Below are 22299 nucleotides of genomic sequence, written 5' to 3'. Positions count from 1 at the left end.
AATCACCCACTACTTTCATCATTATTACTTTGATTATAAAACAGAACAGCTAACAAATCATTTTTGTTGGCTGTTCTGAGGGACTTTTTCAGTGGCCTTAACCTGTCCCTCTGTCCCTGTGTTATAAGAAAAAAGGTAATGTAATACTAAAAGACATTATATTAAAAGACATTTTTCAAACAAGTAAATCTATTAAGTCTAATTAATTGACAATCTATTATAGAAAGCGTTACCATTTAGTTGTAATTAAATATTTTTGTAACTGAAATTATAACAAAGAGGGAGAATACTACATGGGAAGACTATCAGGTAAAGTAGCGATTGTAACAGGTGGAGGATCAGGAATAGGAGCTGAGACAGCTAAATTATTCGCGGAGGAAGACGCAAAAGTAATATTAGCTGACTTAAGAGAAGAAGGGGTTAAACAAGTTAAGGCAGAAATTGAAGCAAACAATGGTGTTGCAGAATATGTTGTTGGAAATATTTCAAACGAAGAAGACAGCAAGAAAATAACCGATGCTGCTGTGGAAGCTTTCGGTAAATTGGATATTTTAATTAATAATGCGGGTTATGCTGGTTCAAGTGATCCAGCTGATCAATATAATTCGGATGAATTTGACAAAATTTATAAAGTAAATGCTTATGGAACGTTCTATATGGTGAAAAGTGCCGTTACTCATATGAAAGAAAATGGAGGCGGAAGCATTGTAAATGTATCTTCCAATAGTACCGTAATGCCTTCTGATTATCCAGGATATGCGAGTTCAAAAGGGGCAGTTAAAACCATGTCCTATACCTTTGCAGGAATATTAGCACCGGACCGAATTCGTGTAAATACACTAATTCCAGGTACAACGAAAACTCCGATGGTACAAGCTATTATGGACGACCCTGCGTTAATGAAGAAATACGGAGATACCGTGCCACTAGGAAGCTTAATGGAACCAAAAGATTTAGCTTATGGTGCTTTATACTTAGCATCTGATGAGGCGAAAATGGTAACAGGTACAGAGTTAGTTATAGATGGTGGGTTATCTTTATAAAATTTTTAGAAAGAATGGGGATGATTCTGCTCTTTTGATAGGCCTATTAATAAGAGTGAATCGAGGTTCCTAGTAGTCCAAAGGAAAAAGCAAGCTAAAATTATCGTGAAAACATCAAGTAATTAATTTCTGGGAGGAATTAACATGGCAAATTTATCTGGTAAAGTTGCAATTGTAACCGGTGGAGCTTCAGGAATTGGTTTAGCAATGGTTCAACGATTATTAAAAGCAGATGTAAAAGTAGCTGTTGCTGACTTAAATGAAGAAAAACTAAAAGAGCTAGAAGAAACCAATAAAGGTAATTTAATTGGCTGTGTGACTAACGTAACAAAAGAAGCCGATATTGAAGCATTAGTGAAAAAAACGGTTGAAACTTTTGGTGGACTTGATTACGCATTCAACGTAGCAGGTGCTTCTAAAGCTGGTTCCATTGTCGATCAAAGTGAAGAAGACTGGAATTTTACTGTAGATTTATGCTTAAAAGGTGTCTTTTTATCCGTTAAACATGAGGCTAAATATATGAAGGAACATGGTGGGGGAGCAATTGTTAATGTAGCTTCCTTAAATGCTCATGTACCAATGTTCTATGGTGCTGCATATTCATCTGCAAAAGCTGGAGTTGAAATGTTAACAAAGAATGCAGCACTAGAACTAGCACAACATAATATCCGAGTAAATGCTATTCTACCCGGATTGGTTTCAACCCCACTAACAAGTGATTTAACAAATGTGGAAGCAATAAATGATGCATATATGGAACGTATTCCAATGAATCGCGCTGGAGATCCAGATGAAATGGCAGGACCGGCACTATTCTTGGTAAGTGATGATGCATCCTATGTAAACGGTGCAAGTCTAATTGTGGACGGTGCTTGGGCTGTAAGTGGTTATCCAGATTTAAGTAAATTTATGTAAGAGTGAAGTGGACCAAGAGTTATACAGCTTGGTCCTTTACAATCTGCAGAAAGTGTATATTCTTTAGCAATAGTGTTATTCTGGCAAAGATTCAACCACAGAAACCAAACCAACTAATAAAAATAGATAAATTCTCACCTTTAACTACCTCTTCTTTATTTTTCCAACTAACAAAAGAAGTTATTCATGCTCATTCGATATATATTCTTATTCAAGAAAACTGCCCTTAAGTTCAATAAATAAAGGGCTTAATCCTTCTTGAGGGTAAGCCCCCAATAGTTGAAGTGAGAACTTTCACAAACCTGAAGGATTAAAAAGAGGCTGGGACAAAAGTATTTTCTCAAAGGAAAACCCGAACATGATTGATTGGTGGTGGGTGCATAAATACCGCTCCGGAAATATACTTCGCGCACCTTAGGGGAGCTGGTGAGCCTCCTTCGTGCTGAAAAGCGTGTGCGCCTGCGTCTTCCAGTAATGCTTCGAAGCGGGCTTTCTCGGCGCAAGGGACAAGGGGGGGGTATTCAAGTAGTTCCCTCACTACGCAGTCTCACCGATGATCTACTTCCCGCAGGACAAGGAACACTTCGGCAGGGTTACATCGCACGCAGAAAAAAGTGGTTTTCTTTTTTCAAGGAGTCTACGTATATTTCCTCCGCTATGTAGCACATTGTTCGTTTTCTGAATTAAACACTTTAGTTATGTCCCAGCCTGTTTTACATAAAATCATTTATTAAAACAATCTCACCTTGTTTATACATTATTCCAGACCTCATCAAAGGGATATTTATTATACAAAACGCCCCCCATGAAGAACAGAAACAGTTTAGTCAACTCTTTCAATTATGTTGAACATATTAATAAATTCAATTTCAGTGGTTTCCTAAAAAATTAGCGGCTGCAGCCGGGGAATTGAACAGCAAAATTCAAAAGGATATCCCCATGAGTTGTAGCTTAACTAATTTGAATTTCCTTTATTAAACTCTACTGCCGTAAGTTGAACAAGCTCGTTCTGTTTCTCTCTATATATTTTTAACATAAAAACCCAGAATGCCTTCCCATTAATGTTAATCAAGGTATTAATAAAGTATAAACACCGTCATAACAATAAAAACAGGAGTACGAAACGCTATGCAATTTGTACTCCTATTTAATGTGTTATTTATTGTTTTCTCTCCTAGTAGAACCCGTTATTACCTTAGGTACTTCTTCTTTTATCACTTGATATAATCATCAATTATTCAAAAAGTTCACATTTAAGCGTTCTTTTTATATATTTTTTTATATAATTCATTGACTCATTTTTTATCTAGGGGTATGATTTAACCATTGCAACATTGTGAATGAAAACACAAATGATAAAGCCTCCCTATTTTAAATCTTTTTTAAGACTCACGTGAGGAGGGAAATGCATGAATATTCAGCGTTTTATTGACGCACGCAAAGCACAAGGGCTTTCTCAAAACGAACTTGCAGAGGGTATTTGCACGCAAGCTACACTTAGTCGGTTTGAAAATAATGGTCAAGTACCCAATTTAAAGATATTAATCAAATTATGTAATCGGATTAATTTACCATTAAGTGAACTCTTTCCAAAAGTTGGCGTGAAATACTCGGAAATAGTTGAAAAAATGAATAAGGCTGAATTTTTTCTTATTACAAGTAAATATGAAAAAGCTAATAGCTTAATAGACAGTATTGATATTTCACAAATTGAGGATACTCAACTCGTTTTACGTTACCACTACTTAAATGGATTTATTATGATTTTTCAACAACAACCTATTATGGACATCCTCTTCACATTTGATCGAGTATTGCTTGAAGAAGAAACGATGGATGCCTTGATTTTTAGATTGCTCGCATACACAGGCATAGGCATGGTCTACTCTCGTGAAGGTGATTTAGAAAAAGCTGAATTTTATTTCAACAGAATTCTTGAGAAAATTTATAATTATCCAGCCAAAAATATGGAGGATACATGGCGTGTGCTTAACATTGTGTTTCAGTGTGGGGTATTTTATGCAAAGATGGAAGAGCTGGAGATTAGCGATGCGTTATTACATTATGCTGTAACAATTTGTTCAGATAATCACGTGACATATTACCTTGCTCGCGCAGCAATCCAACTGGCGAAAAATGCAATTGTTAATAATAAACCAACAGATATAATTCTAGAACTTATCTATGATGCGCGTGCTTATTCAAAAGTCAATCGTAATGATATCGCATTAGCTGAATTACGAGATCTTGAAGCCTCTGTATTAGAAAATAATAGCTAACAGCTAATATTTTACCGTAGTTAGGAAGATTTTTATGGATAGAAAAGAAACAAAGTTACACATGATGGGGACAATCATTGATTTAATGGTTGATAGTAAAAGTAGTACGAGCCTAATCGAACAATTAACTAACGATTTAGCTATCTATGAAAAACGCTTTAATGCTAATGACCCACAATCAGAATTAATGGCTATACACCATCAAGCGGGGGTGGCACCTGTTCCTGTTGATGATGCACTTTACGAGCTGATAGCCATAGGTAAAGCACACAGTTTAGAACATCCAAGTTATTTAAATATCGCCTTAGGACCACTAATCAAAGCGTGGCATATTGGTTTTGATGATGCTAAAAAGCCGTCAGATAAAGTCATCACTGAAACATTAAAGTTAACTCAACCACATCTAATAGAACTGTGCACCTCAGATCAAAGTGTATTTCTTCCTAAAAAGGGGATGGAGATTGATTTAGGTGCATTAGCAAAAGGGTATATCGCTGATCGAATCATATCAACCTGTAGAAATCATGCGGTAAAAACAGCATATATTAACCTTGGAGGGAACTTCTTGTCATATGGGCCGTCAGCTAATCGCTCATCTGGTTATTACCGTATTGGTATCCAAGATCCTATTAAACCAAGGGGACACTATGTACTGGCGGTCGATACCTTTAATCAATCAGTTGTTACTTCAGGTATTTATGAACGACAACTTAAACAGAGTGATAAGACCTATCATCATATTTTCGATCCAAAAACAGGCTATCCAGTCGAAACAGATATCGTCAGTCTTACGATTATTTCAAAAACATCCCTTGAAGGGGAAATATGGACGACCCGCCTATTTGGTTTGACGTCCAAAGATGCATTATCTTTTGTGAATAACTTAACAAATATTGAATCCATTATAATCACAAAAGATCAACAGGTGCATATTTCAGAAGGACTAAGAGACCGTATCGTACCTTTAAATCGGTCGATCTCATAACACTTATCATACATACAAAGGAGACATAAGAAATGAAACATTTTATTGGTTTAGTTGGAACAAATTCAGATCACTCGACTAATCGACAATTACTGCAGTTTATACAATCTCACTTTAGAGAACACGCAACCATTGAATTAATGGAAATTAAGAGTTTACCAGTTTTTAATAAACCTGAAGATAGTTCTGTTCCCACCGATGTAAAAGAGATGGCAGAAAAAATCGAACAAGCTGATGGAGTTATCATAAGCACTCCAGAATACGATCACGCCGTACCTGCATCATTAATGAATGCTCTTAATTGGTTATCTTATGGCATTTATCCGTTCGTTGATAAACCCGTGATGATTACAGGTGCTTCTTATGGAACATTAGGATCTTCACGTGCTCAAGCACATTTGCGTCAAATTCTTGATGCGCCAGAACTTAAAGCACGTATCATGCCAAGCTCTGAGTTTCTTTTAGCTCATTCCTTACAAGCTTTTAACGAAGATAACCAATTAGTAGATCCGGAGCAAATCGAAAAGTTAGAAGGGTTGTTTGCTGATTTCGTTATATTTGTGGACCTTGTCACTCAATTAGTTCATGCCCATGGCAGCAATAAAAAGGCTGCTGAAAACTTCTCTTGGGACAATTTATAATTACAGAATAGGAGCGGATACAGATGAAATTTGTTGGAATCGTCGGTTCAAATGCCGAATTATCATATAATCGTAAACTACTTCAATTTATTAAAACCCAGTATCAAGATTTATTTGAGTTAGATGTTGTAGAAATTAAAGATATCCCGATGTTTAATCAAAGTGATGATCAAACAAATACTGCACCTATTCAACAACTCAATCAAAAGATATTAGCTGCTGATGGGGTTATTATCGCAACACCTGAACACAATCATACAATCTCAGCGGGATTGAAAAGTGTTCTAGAATGGCTATCTTTTAAAATACATCCTTTAGAGAATAAGCCTGTCATGATTGTTGGCGCCTCTTATTACGATCAAGGTTCATCACGAGCACAACTTCATTTGCGCCAAATCTTAGATGCTCCTGGCGTTAATGCAATTGTCATGCCAGGTAATGAGTTCTTATTAGGTAAAGTAAAAGAGAAATTTGATGAAAACGACCAATTAACAGATACTAATACAGTGAAATTCTTACAAGGGGTTCTTGAGAAATTTGTGGACTTCGTTCGTTTAGTTAATCGTTTGGAAGCGCGTAAAGAAGAACCGTTACCAAAAGAAGATTTGTATGTTACGGATACGATTGAAACAACTATTGAATGTGTTGATATGGCTGCTGAGGACTGGGTTGAACAAGCTGCGGCTAAAGTAAATGCAGTGGAAGGAGATACTTATGTCAAACTTAACCGAGGGATCCTTACCGTCGATCAAATTAACACATTCTTAGCATCTATGCCAATGGAACTGACTTATGCTGATGACAACAATCAATTCTTATATTACAACTACACGAAAGAAGCTGAAGATATGTTGGCTGATCGCGTACCAGGACAAGTTGGAAATCCACTTGCCTTATGTCACCCTGAACGTTCGCTTACCAGCGTTGAATGGGTAATCCAGCAACTTCGCTCTGGTCGTCAAGATGTCGTTCGTGTACACGTACCTACACACGGACCAGATAAATTTGTCGTTCACAACTATCAAGCAATGCACGACGACGAAGGTAACTACAAAGGCATTAATGAATACATTCTCGACTTCAAGCCTATCGTTGATTGGTACTTGCAACAAACAGGGCTCAGGTTAGAAGGCGAAATCGATGCTGGTTCTGGTGCATCTCAACAAGACCATGGTGTAGATGCCGGTTCTGGCGCATCCGCAAAAGCATAGCTTACTTAAGAAGACAGACGATATAATTACTATTCGCCTGTCTTTTTTATGTCTACTTCTTACCGAATTCCATCCTATTCAGCCACACATTAAGTAGTAATACATATATCAAATAGATTCCTAAGTAAGACCCAGTTGCTAAGAAGAGAGGATTTAAGAATAGACCATGAATAGTGGTCATGAAAACCGTCTTATTTCTAATGATTTCATAGATTTCTAACGCTGCAATGTTTCCGAAAATGAGTGTCGATACCAAAGCAAGTAGTGTAAAAAACAAGTGAATTATTCGCCATTTGCGCTGGAAAGCGACCATCAATAGTGGGAGAACAAGACTGCTTATGATTAATAGAATCTTTATCATACTTCACCTCTATACTATTCTAGTCCGATTGATAGAGAAATAAACGAAGATAGATTGAAATATAAAAATAAAGAGGCAGTCCTCCACTTCACTAAAGTGAACGCGCAAGGAACTGCCCCCTTATTCCCTCAAAACGTAAAGAAGTAATCTTTGAGTCTATCAAAATTAAATAAAATAATTAAAAGTACACCCCAAAATACAAGTGTAGTGATATATTGCTTTGGGTCTTTCATGTACTTCCACTCCAAAAAGGATTGGAATCCAAGAAGTAGGGATGAAAAGATAATCAGATACCATTTCAATCTGGATAGTTCAAAAAATGGAAGTGAACATAGAAAGAGTACCATGAAAAACCTTTGTCCCCAAAGATCAGCTTTTTTGCCTGGTGTTTCTGCTATTTTTTGAACGTTTACACCTAATAATTTATTCATGATAAACGTAACGAACCATAATATTCCGATAAAACCAAGGATGACAATTGAAAATCCAAAGAAATAGGATATAAGAATAATTACCACTCCAATTCGACCTTAATAGCTTGTGTAAATCTCATCGTATAAATAATAGGCTAAATTAGCAACCATTAAATTAGAGCTTAATCAATGTAAAAGAGTCATTAAACAACGCTAGCAGATTATTTTAGTAATATTTAATTAACCTATTAATAATGAATTTTGAAAAAAATGTTGATTATTTATTGTTTCTAATGTAAAATTAATCCAACCAATTACATATGATTATTATTCTTATCCAGAGAGGTGGAGGGACTGGCCCTACGAAGCCTCGGCAACAGCTTTTTTAAAAGTAATGTGCCAATTCCAGAAGCGTCATGCTTAAAGATAAGAAGAGTATTTGAACTTTGTTTCTAAACCTCTTCTTACTTAAAGAAGAGGTTATTTTGTTGGTTAAATAAACGAACAACTAGAGGAGAAAGGAAGACTTCGATGTATGCTATGGATCTTAGGGGAAAGGCTGCGATTGTAACAGGTGGAGCGAACGGCATTGGGAAAGCTATTGTCGATGCATTACTGGATTGCGGGGCACAGGTTACTGTCGTGGATATGGCTCCGGTAACGGAAGAATCAACAGAAAACATGCTATATGTACAAGCGGATGTTTCTAACTCGGAACAGGTTGAGGCCATGGTAGAAAGGACCGTCAATCATTTTGGCAGGGTTGATATTCTCGTCAATAATGCAGGTATCTCAACCATGGATTATTTTGTTGATATAAAGGAAGCGGATTGGGATAAGACAATGGACGTCAATGCTAAAGGCGTTTACCTGTGTACACAAGCAGTTGCGAAAGTATTACAAGCCCAAGGAGAAGGTGGCAAGATTATTAATCTAGCTTCTCAAGCCGGGAAAAATGGCTATCGCCTAATGGGAAGTTATGTGGCTTCCAAACACGCTGTTTTAGGGATGACAAAAGTGGCAGCCATCGAATTAGCAAAGGATCAGATCAATGTCAATGCCGTTTGCCCTGGAATCGTAGAAACGACGATGAAACATACGGAAAGGGAAATTGGCGGAAGATTACGCGGGCTTGAAGCGGAAGACATTAGGCAGGAGGATAATCATCAAATTCCATTGGGTAGAACAGCCGTGCCACAAGATATCGCCCATGTTGTTATCTTCTTGGCTTCAACCTACTCGGATTACATGACAGGTCAAGGAATCAATGTAACTGGCGGGATGACAATGAACTAATACATGGATTAATTATTTTTCGAAGGGAAGAAGTTCGTATGAATGAACAAAAAGGAAACTTGATAGCACTATTTCCACTAATTGTTTTTGTTTTACTATTTGTTGGAACAGGAATTATTACCGGAGATTTCTCCAATATGCCATTAAACGTAGCGATTATTATCGCCTCTGCAATCGCACTCGCCATGAACAGAAAGGAAAAGTTAACAAACAAAGTCGAGACTTTTGCCAAAGGTGCTGGCCATCCGAACATCATGTTACTCGTGGTGATTTTTATTCTAGCAGGAGCATTTGCTGAAACTGCAAGAGGCATGGGTGCCGTGGATGCAACCGTGAATTTGGGATTATCGTTCATTCCAAGTAATCTATTAATGGTAGGATTATTTATTGTTGGTTGCTTCATTTCCGTATCGATGGGTACGTCGATGGGGACGGTTGCGGCACTTGCACCAATCGGAATCGGTATTGCGGAACAAACTGGCATTCCGATGGCTTTAGCAATGGGAACTGTCATTGGTGGAGCGATGTTTGGTGATAACCTTTCTGTCATTTCAGATACAACGATTTCAGCCGTTCGCACCCAAGGGACAAAAATGAGTGATAAATTTAAAACCAACTTTCTCATCGTCCTACCTGGTGCAATTGTTACTGCGATCCTTCTATGGGTTATTACGAGTGGAACGAAGGTAGATACACTTGGCGATTTTTCCTATGATATCATCAAAGTAATTCCTTATATCGCTGTTTTAATCGCAGCAATAGCTGGGGTCAATGTAATGATTGTCCTTCTTGGAGGAACCATTTTTGCTGGTATTATTGGTTTAGTCGATGGGTCCTACACTTTATCTGGATTTATCCAGGCTGTTTCACAAGGCATCATCAATATGGAAGATTTAGCAGTTGTCGCCCTCTTAATTGGTGGGATGATTGGAATCATCCAACATAATGGTGGGATTCAGTGGTTGCTAAACTTTGTTACGAGTAGGATTAAAACCAAAAAAGGTGCCGAATTTGGAATTGCAGGCTTAGTCAGTGCAACCGATATTGCTACGGCAAATAATACGATATCCATTGTGGCAACCGGACCATTAGCGAAAAATATTGCCGATGAATACAATATTGATCCAAGAAAATCAGCAAGTATTCTCGATATCTTTGCAGGGTGTTTCCAAGGGCTTGTCCCTTATGGCGGACAGATGCTAGTAGTATCGGGATTAGCAGCTATTTCGCCAATCAGTATTCTGCCGTATTCCTTTTACCCGATTGCACTTGGGATCTGTGGCACGATTGCCATATTAGCTGGATTCCCACGATTTAAAGATACGAATGACAAACAATCAAAAGAAAAGATAGCTTAATCATTATTATAAAAAATGACACAGGAGTGGATAATTATGACGAAAAAAATGAATGTAGAAAGCTTTAATTTGGATCACACAAAAGTGAGTGCACCTTATGTCCGCTTAGCTGGTGTAACAAAAGGAGAAAAAGGAGACGTCATTAACAAATATGACCTCCGTTTTAAACAACCGAATCAGGCGCATATGGAAATGCCTGCCCTGCATTCTTTAGAGCATTTGATGGCTGAATTAATTCGTAATCACCATAGTAGTGTAGTGGATTTAAGTCCAATGGGTTGTCAAACTGGATACTATGTAACGGTTCTTAATGAAGAGGATGACCATGCTGTATTCGATGCCATTGAGGCGACATTAAAAGATGTACTAGAAGCGAAAGAGGTCCCAGCATGTAATGAAGTTCAGTGTGGTTGGGCAGCTAGTCATAGTTTAGAAGGTGCCAAAGAGCTTACAAGAGAAATGCTTGCCAAACGTGATGAATGGAAAGATGTTTTTGTAGTAGAGGCATAATGGGTTTCAAACTTTCAGAGATACGTTGAATAGATTTAGACCCTGATTTTGTTGTGATTTTAGCATGGTGGGGGCTATTTTTCTGGTCCATTAATAGAAGTCAGTATGAGGAATTAGTCTATGAAAATCAATTTGGTAGTTTAAAACTTCTTTCTTTTGTAGATAAATAATAATAATAATAAATATCTAGATTAGGAAGAGGTATGGCATGAAAAAAACTATTAAATTATTACTTGCGATTATAGAGGTATTTGTAGATGGAAAACGGGTAGCGAGAGAATTAAATAAAAGAGTTGGTTAAGAAGCAGGAGAAAAGGTCAGTCCTCACTTTACTAAAGGGATAGAGAAGTAGGGGACTGACATATATCAACCACTTATTTAATAACTATATAATCCCTCTCCATGGAAGCCCATGTGTCATTTATCATCAAGTGAAGACTTTCCCATTCTTCCTTTAGTTTTCCATCTACATAAGCATTTCTTAGGTTAGGTTTTTCATAGAGAGACCATTTCATTTGGGAAATAGAATATTTGGCAAAAGCCAGCCATTCCTTATAATTGATTGCTAAAGGATTTTGTGTGAAGTAAACTTTTCCACCGTTTACGGCTGAACTTATCGTATGAGAAATAAACAGCATGGTTTGGAGTTTCGGTTTTTTCCTACGAATCCCATTAATCGGAATCGATTCTTTTAGACGATGTCCTTCTTTTAATCTCTTTATACAATACGACACCCTAACAATAACCTCGATTAGCATCGTAGGAATAGACATGGAACAGAAATGTTTAAAATCATATCCTTCTGCATACATTCCCCTTGCCACTTCTGCGATAGATAGTTTTTCTTCACCAATGGATCCGAATTGTAGCATATTAAATAACGTCATCATGGGTGCAGGTAGGCCCATGGAGGTGTTCACATCAGACTTCATATGTCCAAAGACTTGGCCAATTGCCTGGAATATGGTCATGCCTTCAGGTGCATCTCCAACTAGTTGAGAAATGATTTTTCCATTCTTGTCTATTGCAGTAAATCTTCCGTTCAGAATATCGAAGACTCCAAAAATAAACCCAAGTATTGGGTCATGGCCCAATGAATGATAGCGATGAAACCAACTGCTTAAACCATCCACATATTCATTTAAGTGATAGTTGGTGGAAGCATCATAGGGGACTTTAAACTGCCTTTCCAATTGCTTTATTTTATCTGCAGGAATTGCCTCATCGAATTTTTCCCTCATGTAATTCGAAAGTGGACCTGCACTTATGCCATTTTTGGTTTTTTCAGGAAATCCAACTAAAAAAATATCTACAGCTGCAGCTAAAATCCCTGCAGCAACACAGATGGAGTAATCGACTGCATCTAATCGGTGAATATGATTAAAGTCATCTCTTAAGTGTTTTAAGTATCGTTCATTGGATACTAACTCTTCTTCTGTAAACAGTGATCGTAAATCTACATCTTCTTGAGATATACTGGCATCTTTACGTACATCTTCCCATGATGGGATTTGTATCGTTTTCTTTTGTTTTTGGATGCTTTTATCATGTCCGATCTTATGACCCAGTCCTAGACCCTTTAGAAGTGCTTCACTTGAAGCAATGCTTTCATTCATTGTTGTATGATCTGCATCAAGTGAAGGGATGCTTTTTAGAAGATCATCATGATGTTTTAAGACCTTGTTTATTTCTTTTTCAGGCTCTGAGTATTTAAATTTCCCCATCTACTCTACTCCTAAATCTGCTTTTAATTCCCTAATCGCTTGCTGTAATAAGATATTTAACCCATTCAGATGGTCCGCTCTTTCTTTCGTTGTATTTACTTCTTCCTTTAATGCTTTAATAATCGCATCATGCTTTCTTAGCGCTTCCTGATATAGCCGTTCTTTTTCTTGTTTCAGTTTTTTCTTTCTTCGTTTCGCGTTCCATGCTACGCCACCACCTGCAAGAATCGCTACCGGAGCTGCAAGTACAAATACTCCCGCTGCCATTCCGCCGCCAACGATACCACCAGCTGTGGCTAATCCTGAAGTAATTCCGACTGCACTAAGTCCAGCAGTTCCCAACCCATAAAGAGCGGCAAAAGAACCAGCACCACCTAAACCAGCGCCTAATGCTCCGGATATGACGTCCCCTAAAGGACTATTTATACTTGTTCTTGTTTTATCATGTAAAGCTACCCCTGCCTCGTTTACTACATTAACAATTGGTTGAAGCGAATCCATTGATTTAAAATTCATAGGTTGGTTCTCCTTTTTATGGATTAAAAAGTTAAAAGATTAATTGCGTAATTTTATTATAGCAGAGTGGTTCGTTAATCTTACTGAATTTTGAATTTTATATGTGAAGAATACTGAGGTGTGCCAATAAATTAAATTGGGGAAGAAGGATTAGTCCGTCACTTTTCAAGAGTAATAGAGAAGCGGGGGCTGATCCTGTTTTTTTATTCATTTTCTGCGGACTGACTGTGTAAATATTTATAAATCATTATATGACCTGACCTTAAATTACTAAAAATTAGTCAGGTCCTTTGTGAATAAAACTAATAAACTATATAATAAGGATATAGATAGGACGTAAAAAAGGAGAATGGAACCATGAAGAAAGACACAGCTTGGGAAGGCTTAAATGTTAAGGGACCATCAACAATAGTTACAAGTGAAAATTTAAATCATTCCGATAATCGTATAACGGAGAAAGAAAGTAAGTTTGAAACTACTTTACAAGTATTGCAATCGTCTTCAAAGGAATCAGTTGTAAATGCACGGTCATTTGGAGAACTTCGTAGATACATGCATGTTGAAAGAGACATCCAAAAAGAATTGGGAAAAATTTTAACCCAACTAAAAGGTAGTGGAAATCCTAGTCTGATTCTTTTATGTGGGAGTGTCGGTGATGGGAAAAGTCATTTACTTGCCTATATGAAAGACAATCATGCAGATCTCATGCAGAATGTTTTTGTCCATAATGACTCGACGGAATCCTATGATCCAGATAAAAACTCATTAGATACACTGGAGAAAGTATTAGATCCATTTGATGATGGGAATCATCCTGAACAGCATGTGGTGATTGCTATCAATCTAGGAGTCTTACATAATTTTTATAGTTCTCAACGAAAGGCAGGGAAATTTCAAGCTTTATGTGATTTTATCGATCAATCTGGAGTGTTTAAAAAAGGACAACAGGGAACTAAACAGGATCAAGCTTTTTACATGCTTAATTTTGCCGATTCTCAACCATATGTCTTAACAGAGGAAGGCCCGAAATCGCCCTTTTTCTTAAAATTAATGGATAAGGTTACGATTCAGGATACGAATAACCCTTTTTATCGTAGTTGGTTAAAAGATGATGAGAACGGGATAAAGACTACTGCTCATTATAATTATTTTTTATTACAGCAAAAAGAAGTAAAGGAATCCATTGTACAATCACTCATTGAGGTCATGATTAAGAAGAAAGTATTTATTTCTACCCGTACATTTTACAATTTTTTGTACGAAATTATTGTTCCAGTTCAAAATCCATTAGTGAAAGATGATTCTTCTATAAAAGTTAATGACATGTTACCAAATCTAATGTATGGATATCCGGATCGTTCGCCATTACTTGCTGCACTAAATGAGATTGATCCATTGAAACGTCGATTAGAATCGACAGATCAATTGGTGGGGAATTTTCTCTTAAAAACAGAACCACTTAATTATGTCATCGAGGAACTTGGTGAGCGCGTGTCTATTGGTGCTTGGAATCAAGTGAATGTCATGCACAAGCAGAATCGACAAATGGAGTATTCCAGGTTACTAGTTCGTCAGCATGCTTTGTTATTTCGAAAAGATTATGATAAGCCCTATCGTGAGTTTGTTCAGTTCCTGTACTCCTTTTATCATGGAGATGAGGATGAGATTGGTAGACTATTTGAGTTGATTGAAACGGCAGTCTATGCTTGGAAAGGGTCTCCAAAAGATAGGTATGTATTTGTGGATTCTCCTAATAAGACCTTCCGATTAGCGGTGGAAATCAATATGGAACCACAGATAGACGAGCTGGTTTTTGGTTCGGCCGAAGGAAAAGAGGAAGTGGAACAATTTACACCATCTCTAAGAATGGGATTTAGTCAAAAGGGTCAAACCTTTTTATTTGAGTTGGATTACAAATTATATGCTCTATTGAAGCAGATTAGTGAAGGGTACAGACCAAACCGGCAAGACATTCAAGATGCACTCCAGTTTTCGGAGTTTCATGATCGAATCGTCAAATCTGCTGACAAGAAAACAAACGTACTTCTCGTTCATCGCCAAGATGGGACGATGTTAGAAGTGAAGAAGCCTCGTTTTTCTAAATCGAAGTATGAAGTTGGAAAGGTGAAGTAACATGGAATATCTATTAGATAGAGAGAAGATTGATAAGTTTATAAATAAAAATGGAAAATATACGTTTAAAAGACGTTCCATCACGTATGTTCTTCCATTGCCAACAAGGGAACCAGAACGGGCGAAATTTGAGAGAGGCTTTTCGGCGATTACTGGTGGAGTGATCCGTAAAGTAAATGAAAAAGATGTCCATGTATCAACGAGTGACGACATCATCGATGATATTATTGCAGATGGGAAATTTCAGGATGATGAAAGTAAAACACTTTTCACTCATTTCCTAAAAGACCAAGTGAAGGAGTTAACAGAAGGAAAAGTGACCACGTTAACACAGTTGGGGCGTATTCCATTAACGGATAATGTGAATGAACGAAAAGGGGAAATTGATTTAATTCGTTTCTTCTTTGATACGTTTATCCGTGACAATATCGATCGCTTACAGACAATTTTACAGAACCATGATGATTCGGATTTGATTACAGAAATCCTTGATTTATCTACAAGCGATACTGCCAATCAGAAGAACAGTATGACTTATTATCGCTGTCTCTTTCCACAACTTAGGGAACAATTCATGCGAGATTTAGAGAATTTAGCCAAAAACCCTAGTTTTCTTGCCGGGCATCTATCCTTGCTAATGGTTCATTATACGTTTGTAGCCATGTCCCAACTGATTTTACAGACGAATAAACTAACAGGATTTAATCGAGAAGAGCTTCAGCCTGTCTATTATCTTTTGGAATGGGAGAAGGCAGCCAAATGGCGTGATAGTTATCGGTATGGAAATAAAATGTTATTAGGTGAAATGGAAGGATTCTTTGCTCATGAACATGCGTTAAACATTTTAGGTATGAATACCTTTTCGACGGATCGCAATCAATTTTATCATGACTTGAAAGAAAAACTATCAGAAGCAGGACCTGAAGCCGAAAGACAATTCATTAAATCCATATATGCATGGCTTTCTGAAGTATACCACGTAAAAACCAATATCGTTGTAGAAGCATATAAAGTGGATAAAACATTGGAGATGGCATTCAGCGATTTTATTGAAGCCATAAAAAAAGGCATATCCAACGAAGTAAACTCTCGTTACCCCAAAGCCTTCGAAGCTATTATATCGAAGTTCTTCCGAAAACATGGTGGACCACTCGGTACCATTCTTTCCTTATCACAGGAACAACTATTAATGTTAGTAGCTGTTTCCATTACAGAGGATAGAATAGAATTGAAACAATTGTGGAAAGAACTAGAAAGGCGTGGAGTTTGGTTGGATCATCATTCGAAGGAAGAGGTCGTCAAGGTTTTAGATAAATTAAATTATATGGAAAAGAAAAGTGATAGTGGGGATGCTCAATATGTTAAAAACGTTTTATGAATATGTTAGTGACCAGATGATTTCCTTTTTCCAAAAAGAAGCATCTAGGAACAAAACCGATCGGTACTTTTTATACTTACCAACAGAATCAATTATTTCCAATTTATTCGAAGCATTAGAAAAGCAAGCGAATAGTGTACCATTTAATTATCGACATGATAAAGGCTTGAAATCCTATGAGACTATTGCCTTAGAATTCGGAGATACCAAATATGTGATTGCAACTACCAATAATGATACTAATATCGATTTTCTTGTAACCTTACGAAATGAGATGAGTGAACAAACAGGAATATGGCAAAAAACTTCGCTTATTTTACTTTGTAATACGTTAAATGATTCAATTCGTGGTGGTAGTCGAGACTTAACGGGGGAAGGTTTACCATTACATGTAAGCCAAATAGCAGGGAATTTAGAGGAACTATTACAAAATAGTAAGCTAAATCCGATTGAAAAAAAGATTGCTAGTCATTATTTGAAGGAAATGGAAGCCAGTCATCATTTAGAAAACTCTTCTTTCTTGGATTTTGAAGATGTCCTTTCATTGGTTAATAAAGGAAACTTAGAAAAGGAAGACTATCGATCCTTACAGTATTTTTATGACTCTGGACTGGAAGACCTTGTTAAACAACAGGAATTAGAAGCAGAGGATTCGAAACGCTGGAGGACAATTGAAAATCAAATTGATAAGCGTTTGACTGAAAATAGTAACCAATTTGAGGAAGTTGAGCGCCTACGTTCCTTAGGAAATCCGAAAGAGAAGTTAGAAGAAACCTTTGATAAGGGAAGTTCAAAACTGAATAACGATGAATGGTTTACAGTAGATTTCTCCGATATTGAGGAGTGGAAGCAAGCTGCTAAAGCAAAGCGTGCGATTGAATTTAAGTCGGAAAATATAAAAGCGAAAGTGGAAATAGATGGGGAAACAAAGACGTTAGAATTATGGAGCCGACCGAAATCGAACACTGCAGCAGGACAACGGAACTGGAGTATTCTTGTTTTTTATCCCGATTATCAAGAAGGTCAAAAACTAGAAATCACCTTTCCCTTCGATCGTAATACCAAGAAAGAGTTCTTAAATTCAACCAGTAAAAAAATTGCAAGGTCTAGTGGATATTCGATCATTGCAGAGTTAGAACTTAATAGCGAGGGATCCAGCTTTGGCCGTGTTGTCTATAATCATGAAAACACAACCAGTGGAAAGTATTCGTTTAATTTTGCGGTAATAGCATCGGAACCCTCCTTTTTTGAAGCTTACCGAAAATCCTTTAAAGTCGTGGCAACCTCTAAAAAGAAACGGTCCTTACATTTAACATTGGAGAATCAAAGTCTTGTTTTAGGAGATGGTTCGGAGGAGGTTGACTTAATAGAGCAGGGTCAATCGATTGTTACAGATACGGGAGTAACCATTCAATTTAGTCCCGGGCTATTAGATGAAAATGAAAAAAGCATTCGATTCACGATTATCAGACCGACCTTTGAAATACCGATTGAAGTAGCGGATGAGGTTTTGAAGACAATACCGATAAACAGTATGAAAATATGGGAGAAAAAACGAGCGATTCAAAGCTCCTTCCTGATTGATCAGGAAGCAAAACGTGTCGAAATTGATAACCTTCCGTATGTAACCTATGAAGAGGAACGGAAATTTCTCTTAATGGAATTTGCATGGCTGAAACAACGTGTAAGAAAGGCTTCCATTAAACTTCGTGAGTTGGTTCCAGAAGAAATCCCATTACCACCACAAGTTGCAGAGGCGTATGAAGCCTTTTTAGAAGAAATAGAGCAAACGGGAACGATTCCGTCCTTAATTTATTATTCGAATGCGCTTCGTGAAAAAGCTACAGCTTATGTAGAAGCATACATTGAGGCGATTGAGAACATTCGTGATCAGCAAATTATGACGAATGAAGAAAGAGGGTTATTTCATCTTGGTTGCGTAAGAGATGGGAAAGTTATTTATATGACACCTTTTTCGCCGTTAAATGTCGCGTATCAATTACAAATTAATGAAGAGAGCCAAGGTGAAGAAATAGATTCCAATATCCTTAATAAACTGAATGCTGTTTATACGTTGCCATACCTTGTCACTGATGCCGGGGAGTTGTTTAAACCCACAACTGATGTTGCCAATCAACTACCGGAATGGCATGCCTTTCTGCCAAGTGAAGAAGTAACCGTAGGAGAAACCAATACCTACTTAGCACAGGTAATGGAGGAAAAACTAGACCAATTTAGTGATCATTATGATTACTTGTTCGCTTTAGATCCTAAAGCTTCCATTTTATTAAATGTGATTAATATTCCAAATGATAGAGAAGTCTTACGTGGGATAGTTAACTGGTTAAAGAAACAAATAAACCAAAATAATAGTTTAACAAGATTACGGCCAATTGAAGTTATAGCCTATAGACAAGACATAGATGGTTTTAGTGCACTCGATGCCTTGAACGATGGAAGTAATGTCACAGAGATTGAGGACCAGTTAGGAATTAGCTTTGCCATGAATGATTATTTGGCAGAGGATGTATTACGTACCATTCAACAAGTATTACGCTATTCCAAACGCCATATTACCGAACCTGTTCAATACAGTCATATCACATTCTATAAGATGAAAACAGAGGAGGAAGTAGTTAAACAGTTAGTTAAGGACGCCCCAAGTAGCTTAAATTTAAAAGGAATGTTTACCACTGTTACATCATCCAAAACGGAGAATGGTGGTTATCGAGTAGGATTTGGGGTAGGCGAGAGCAACGTGAAGCGTTCTTTATTAGGTGAATTTGCTGTGAAAATGAATGAACTTGCAGCTAATATGACCGATAGAGGACAAAATCCTTATACAAAAAATGTTGCCTTTGCTGTGCATATTAGTGGGGAAGATGAAGAATACTTGTCTGAGTTGTATAGTCATTCTCATTGGTTAACCTTTATTGATCCGGTAGTGGATTTAAAATATTTTCAGGAGTCATCGGAGAACCTCGTGATTGTGCATTACAGTGACCAACATTCATCTTCCAATCACTATGATGCGATTACTGTAACAGATAAATCCAATCAGTATTTCAATGTCATTAATGACTTCTTGCAATCACAACAAGTCTTCGTATCTAACGAACATATCAACGATGTTATTCGCTTATTTAATACCTTCAATGGTGAATGGCTGTTACGTGCCGTTCAAGCTCGTTCCCATGATAAGCGAGAAAAAATGAGTGTTGTTTCTGCAATTAAACAAGCTCTCATTCATTTTGACCAACCAGATATACTATGGGTTCCGATTTCGATGGAAGAGATTGTACGAGTAGCCGGCGGAGTTAGATTAAGTAAGAAGGATGGTATTTTCTCTGGTAAAATGATAGGAAAGCGCGGAAATGTAAGTGATGATTTATTGATGATGGGCCTAGAACAAACGAATAATGGCCTACAAATTCATATGTATCCGGTAGAAGTAAAAATCGGTATAAACGGTTCAGGTGTAATTGAAAAAGGACTTAGTCAGGTAAGAGAATTAAAAAATCGGTTAAATGAGCAGTTAATACATGAGAATACCTTTGATGCTCGTTTTCTACGTAATTTCTTTACTAGATTATTCATTAATAATGCTTCAAAGATGACGGATAATCAAGTTTGGCCAGAAAAAGATTACCAGCTTTCTCCACGGGTTATTGATCAGTTACTAAATGACGAATTCGAGATTGTGGATTCCTTGAAGGCAGAGCATGGTTATGGTCTGGTGATTTCCTTTAAAAAAGGAGCACAATTGAAAGTGAAAGATCGTCGAAAAGGAGTCATCGTGATAGAATTACCCGAACAAAGTGGGTATGATTCCTTAGCAAAACCGATGCATGAGTTAGTAACCAATTATGAGGAACAACCCGAACGGATTTATGTTACCACATCTGGTACCGAAGAACATCATGAAGAAGTAGCTGCTGAACCGGCAAAAGGTTCTTTGAAAAGCAAAGGGAGAGGGGCCAAGGAAGATTCTACGAAGGTAGAGGATTCGGAAGCAGATAATGGATGGAACCAAGAAGAGGAACAAGAGTCCGAACAAAGTAGGGAAACAGAAATAATAAATTCTGAGGATACAGTCGAGTTAGAGAAAAGGGACGAGAAGCCTACACGTCCATTAATTGGATATGAAAAGGACGAACGCATTTATTGGGAATTCGACCATAGCCATTTATCTAATCGACATCTTCTAATCGGTGGAAGGTCTGGACAGGGAAAAACATATTTTATCCAATCCCTTTTAAGAGATCTCTCACGAACGAATCAATCTGCTGTTGTAGTGGATTATTCTAGTAGTTATACTCGAACCCAATTAGATTCCGAGTTTCTAGATTCAATGGGGGACAAATTGAGAGAGAGAATTGTTTATCATGAAGGCTTTCCTTTGAACCCGTTTCTCCGTCGTGCAAAAGAGGTAGCGGGTGTTGTTAGCAAAGAAAAACCAACCGAGGTCGCTCGACGAGTAGTAGATGTCTTTGGCTCTGTCTATCGATCGTTCGGTTCCCAGCAAAAAAGTGCGCTATATAAAGCAGTTAAGCAGGGAATTGAAATGTATGACGATAAAATGAAAATGGAACATCTATTAGAGATACTAGAAGAATTAGACGGATTTGCGAACTCTGTTATTAGTTCGATTACAAGTAGGATCATGCAATTTGTTGATATCGATCCATTCGACTATGAATCTAATAATCAATGGGAAGAATATTTTGCACCAGGAGGAAATATTACGGTAATCCAACTTGCTGGATATGACCAGGATGAATTAAAACGACTCATGGCAGAATTTATCTTATGGGATCTGTGGTACTTTACACAAAACGGTTCCAAAGATAAGCCAATTCCTGTTATCTTAGACGAAGCACAGAATCTCGACTTTACGGATGGATCCCCTGCTGCTAAGATATTACGAGAAGGTAGAAAATTCGGTTGGTCTGCATGGTTTGCCACACAATCCTTTAATAATTTTACCAAGGATGAGCTTTCTATTTTAGATAATGCCGGTACAAAAGTGTACTTTAATCCAGCAGAAAGTGAAGTCCGGGTATTAGCCAGCCGTATTGGAAATGCAACTCCAGATGAACTTAGAATGCTAAGGAAAGGGCAGTGTCTGGTTCTAGGTCAGTTTGCTAGAGAAGACCAATCCATGGGAAATCCTTCGTATCATATAGTGAATGTACCGCCTATGAATAATAGGTGAATGGTGGAGAGATTACCTTATATGGGATGTGTGTCTGAGTATCTATGACAAAGGGGCACCCCCAATGGTAGCGGGTACGATTATCTTTAAATACTGCGCTAGAAAGAACGGGAGATCTCCCGTTCTTTTTTATGTTGTTGCTGTACTGGAAACAACGGTTTATTTGATACATTATATACTGTGAGGTGAGAAAATGGATCAAGTACATAGAGAAATATAATTGAGATTATCCATAAGATCAGTAATAGTCATACGTAAGAGGGAAGTTTTGTATATTGCAAAAAAGGGTCAGTCTCCCACTTTACTAGAGTGATAGAAAAG

General features: G+C 37.4%; 16 protein-coding genes and 1 riboswitch. Of the genes, 12 read left to right on the top strand and 4 right to left on the bottom strand.

From position 1 onward, the window contains the following. Positions 1 to 293: 293 nt before the first annotated feature. The 6 genes from D8M06_RS17830 to D8M06_RS17800 all read left to right on the top strand — a co-directional run bounded on the left by D8M06_RS17830 (position 294) and on the right by D8M06_RS17800 (position 7074). Positions 294 to 1043: an SDR family NAD(P)-dependent oxidoreductase gene (locus D8M06_RS17830; RefSeq protein ID WP_121205941.1), complete on the top strand. Its 750-nt coding sequence runs from the start codon at positions 294 to 296 to the stop codon at positions 1041 to 1043. Between the two features lie 144 nt (positions 1044 to 1187). Beyond that, on the top strand, positions 1188 to 1958 hold the full coding sequence (locus tag D8M06_RS17825; RefSeq protein WP_121205940.1) for an SDR family NAD(P)-dependent oxidoreductase: 771 nt from the start codon (positions 1188 to 1190) through the stop codon (positions 1956 to 1958). A 1409-nt stretch (positions 1959 to 3367) separates the two neighbouring features. After that, positions 3368 to 4237, top strand: a complete 870-nt coding sequence (locus D8M06_RS17815) for a helix-turn-helix domain-containing protein (RefSeq protein WP_121205938.1) — start codon at positions 3368 to 3370, stop codon at positions 4235 to 4237. Positions 4238 to 4271: 34 nt separating this feature from the next. Continuing rightward, the gene (locus tag D8M06_RS17810; protein ID WP_121205937.1) at positions 4272 to 5222 is read left to right on the top strand and encodes an FAD:protein FMN transferase; all 951 of its coding nucleotides are present in this window, start codon (positions 4272 to 4274) and stop codon (positions 5220 to 5222) included. Positions 5223 to 5254: 32 nt separating this feature from the next. Beyond that, positions 5255 to 5863, top strand: coding sequence for an NADPH-dependent FMN reductase (locus tag D8M06_RS17805; protein ID WP_121205936.1), 609 nt, complete (start codon positions 5255 to 5257; stop codon positions 5861 to 5863). Between the two features lie 23 nt (positions 5864 to 5886). Then, positions 5887 to 7074 carry an NAD(P)H-dependent oxidoreductase gene (locus tag D8M06_RS17800; RefSeq protein ID WP_121205935.1) on the top strand — a complete coding sequence of 396 codons (1188 nt, stop codon included), beginning with the start codon at positions 5887 to 5889 and terminating at the stop codon, positions 7072 to 7074. Positions 7075 to 7126: 52 nt separating this feature from the next. On the opposite strand, the gene D8M06_RS17795 is transcribed toward D8M06_RS17800, so the two are convergent. Then, positions 7127 to 7435 carry a transposase gene (locus D8M06_RS17795; protein WP_338323004.1) on the bottom strand — a complete coding sequence of 103 codons (309 nt, stop codon included), beginning with the start codon at positions 7433 to 7435 and terminating at the stop codon, positions 7127 to 7129. Positions 7436 to 7563: 128 nt separating this feature from the next. Next, a complete protein-coding gene (locus D8M06_RS17790) occupies positions 7564 to 7953 on the bottom strand; it encodes a DUF4181 domain-containing protein (RefSeq protein ID WP_121205934.1) in 390 nt (129 codons plus the stop codon). 225 nt (positions 7954 to 8178) lie between these two features. Then, a riboswitch (SAM riboswitch) is annotated at positions 8179 to 8281 on the top strand. A 98-nt stretch (positions 8282 to 8379) separates the two neighbouring features. Here D8M06_RS17790 and D8M06_RS17785 point away from each other — a divergent pair. Genes D8M06_RS17785 through D8M06_RS17775 form a run of 3 tightly spaced genes read left to right on the top strand, consistent with a single transcriptional unit; the run spans position 8380 to position 11012 of the window. Beyond that, on the top strand, positions 8380 to 9144 hold the full coding sequence (locus D8M06_RS17785; protein ID WP_121205933.1) for an SDR family NAD(P)-dependent oxidoreductase: 765 nt from the start codon (positions 8380 to 8382) through the stop codon (positions 9142 to 9144). A gap of 14 nt (positions 9145 to 9158) precedes the next feature. Next, positions 9159 to 10502 carry a Na+/H+ antiporter NhaC family protein gene (locus tag D8M06_RS17780; protein ID WP_277749493.1) on the top strand — a complete coding sequence of 448 codons (1344 nt, stop codon included), beginning with the start codon at positions 9159 to 9161 and terminating at the stop codon, positions 10500 to 10502. Positions 10503 to 10538: 36 nt separating this feature from the next. Beyond that, complete coding sequence (locus D8M06_RS17775) at positions 10539 to 11012, top strand: S-ribosylhomocysteine lyase (protein ID WP_121205931.1); 474 nt, start codon at positions 10539 to 10541, stop codon at positions 11010 to 11012. A 374-nt stretch (positions 11013 to 11386) separates the two neighbouring features. Here D8M06_RS17775 and D8M06_RS17770 read toward each other — a convergent pair whose 3' ends face one another. Beyond that, positions 11387 to 12736 carry a hypothetical protein gene (locus D8M06_RS17770; protein WP_121205930.1) on the bottom strand — a complete coding sequence of 450 codons (1350 nt, stop codon included), beginning with the start codon at positions 12734 to 12736 and terminating at the stop codon, positions 11387 to 11389. Next, entirely contained in the window at positions 12737 to 13252 is a 516-nt protein-coding gene (locus tag D8M06_RS17765; RefSeq protein ID WP_121205929.1) for a hypothetical protein, read from the bottom strand. It abuts the gene before it with no gap. Positions 13253 to 13609: 357 nt separating this feature from the next. Between D8M06_RS17765 and dptF the strand changes: the two genes are divergently transcribed. The 3 genes from dptF to dptH are packed head-to-tail and all read left to right on the top strand — an operon-like array spanning position 13610 to position 21978. Then, positions 13610 to 15385 (top strand): DNA phosphorothioation-dependent restriction protein DptF, encoded by a 1776-nt coding sequence (dptF, locus tag D8M06_RS17760; RefSeq protein ID WP_121205928.1) that lies wholly within the window; start codon positions 13610 to 13612, stop codon positions 15383 to 15385. A gap of 1 nt (position 15386) precedes the next feature. Further along, entirely contained in the window at positions 15387 to 16763 is a 1377-nt protein-coding gene (dptG, locus tag D8M06_RS17755; RefSeq protein WP_121205927.1) for a DNA phosphorothioation-dependent restriction protein DptG, read from the top strand. After that, positions 16744 to 21978 (top strand): DNA phosphorothioation-dependent restriction protein DptH, encoded by a 5235-nt coding sequence (dptH, locus tag D8M06_RS17750; RefSeq protein ID WP_158591822.1) that lies wholly within the window; start codon positions 16744 to 16746, stop codon positions 21976 to 21978. Before dptG ends, dptH begins: the two co-directional genes overlap by 20 nt. Positions 21979 to 22299 lie beyond the last annotated feature (321 nt).

The sequence above is a fragment of the Oceanobacillus halophilus genome (assembly GCF_003628505.1).
GTDB classification, from domain to species: domain Bacteria; phylum Bacillota; class Bacilli; order Bacillales; family Amphibacillaceae; genus Oceanobacillus; species Oceanobacillus halophilus.
Note: the sequence above shows the minus strand (reverse complement) of the source record. Positions and strands in the feature narration are given on the sequence as shown.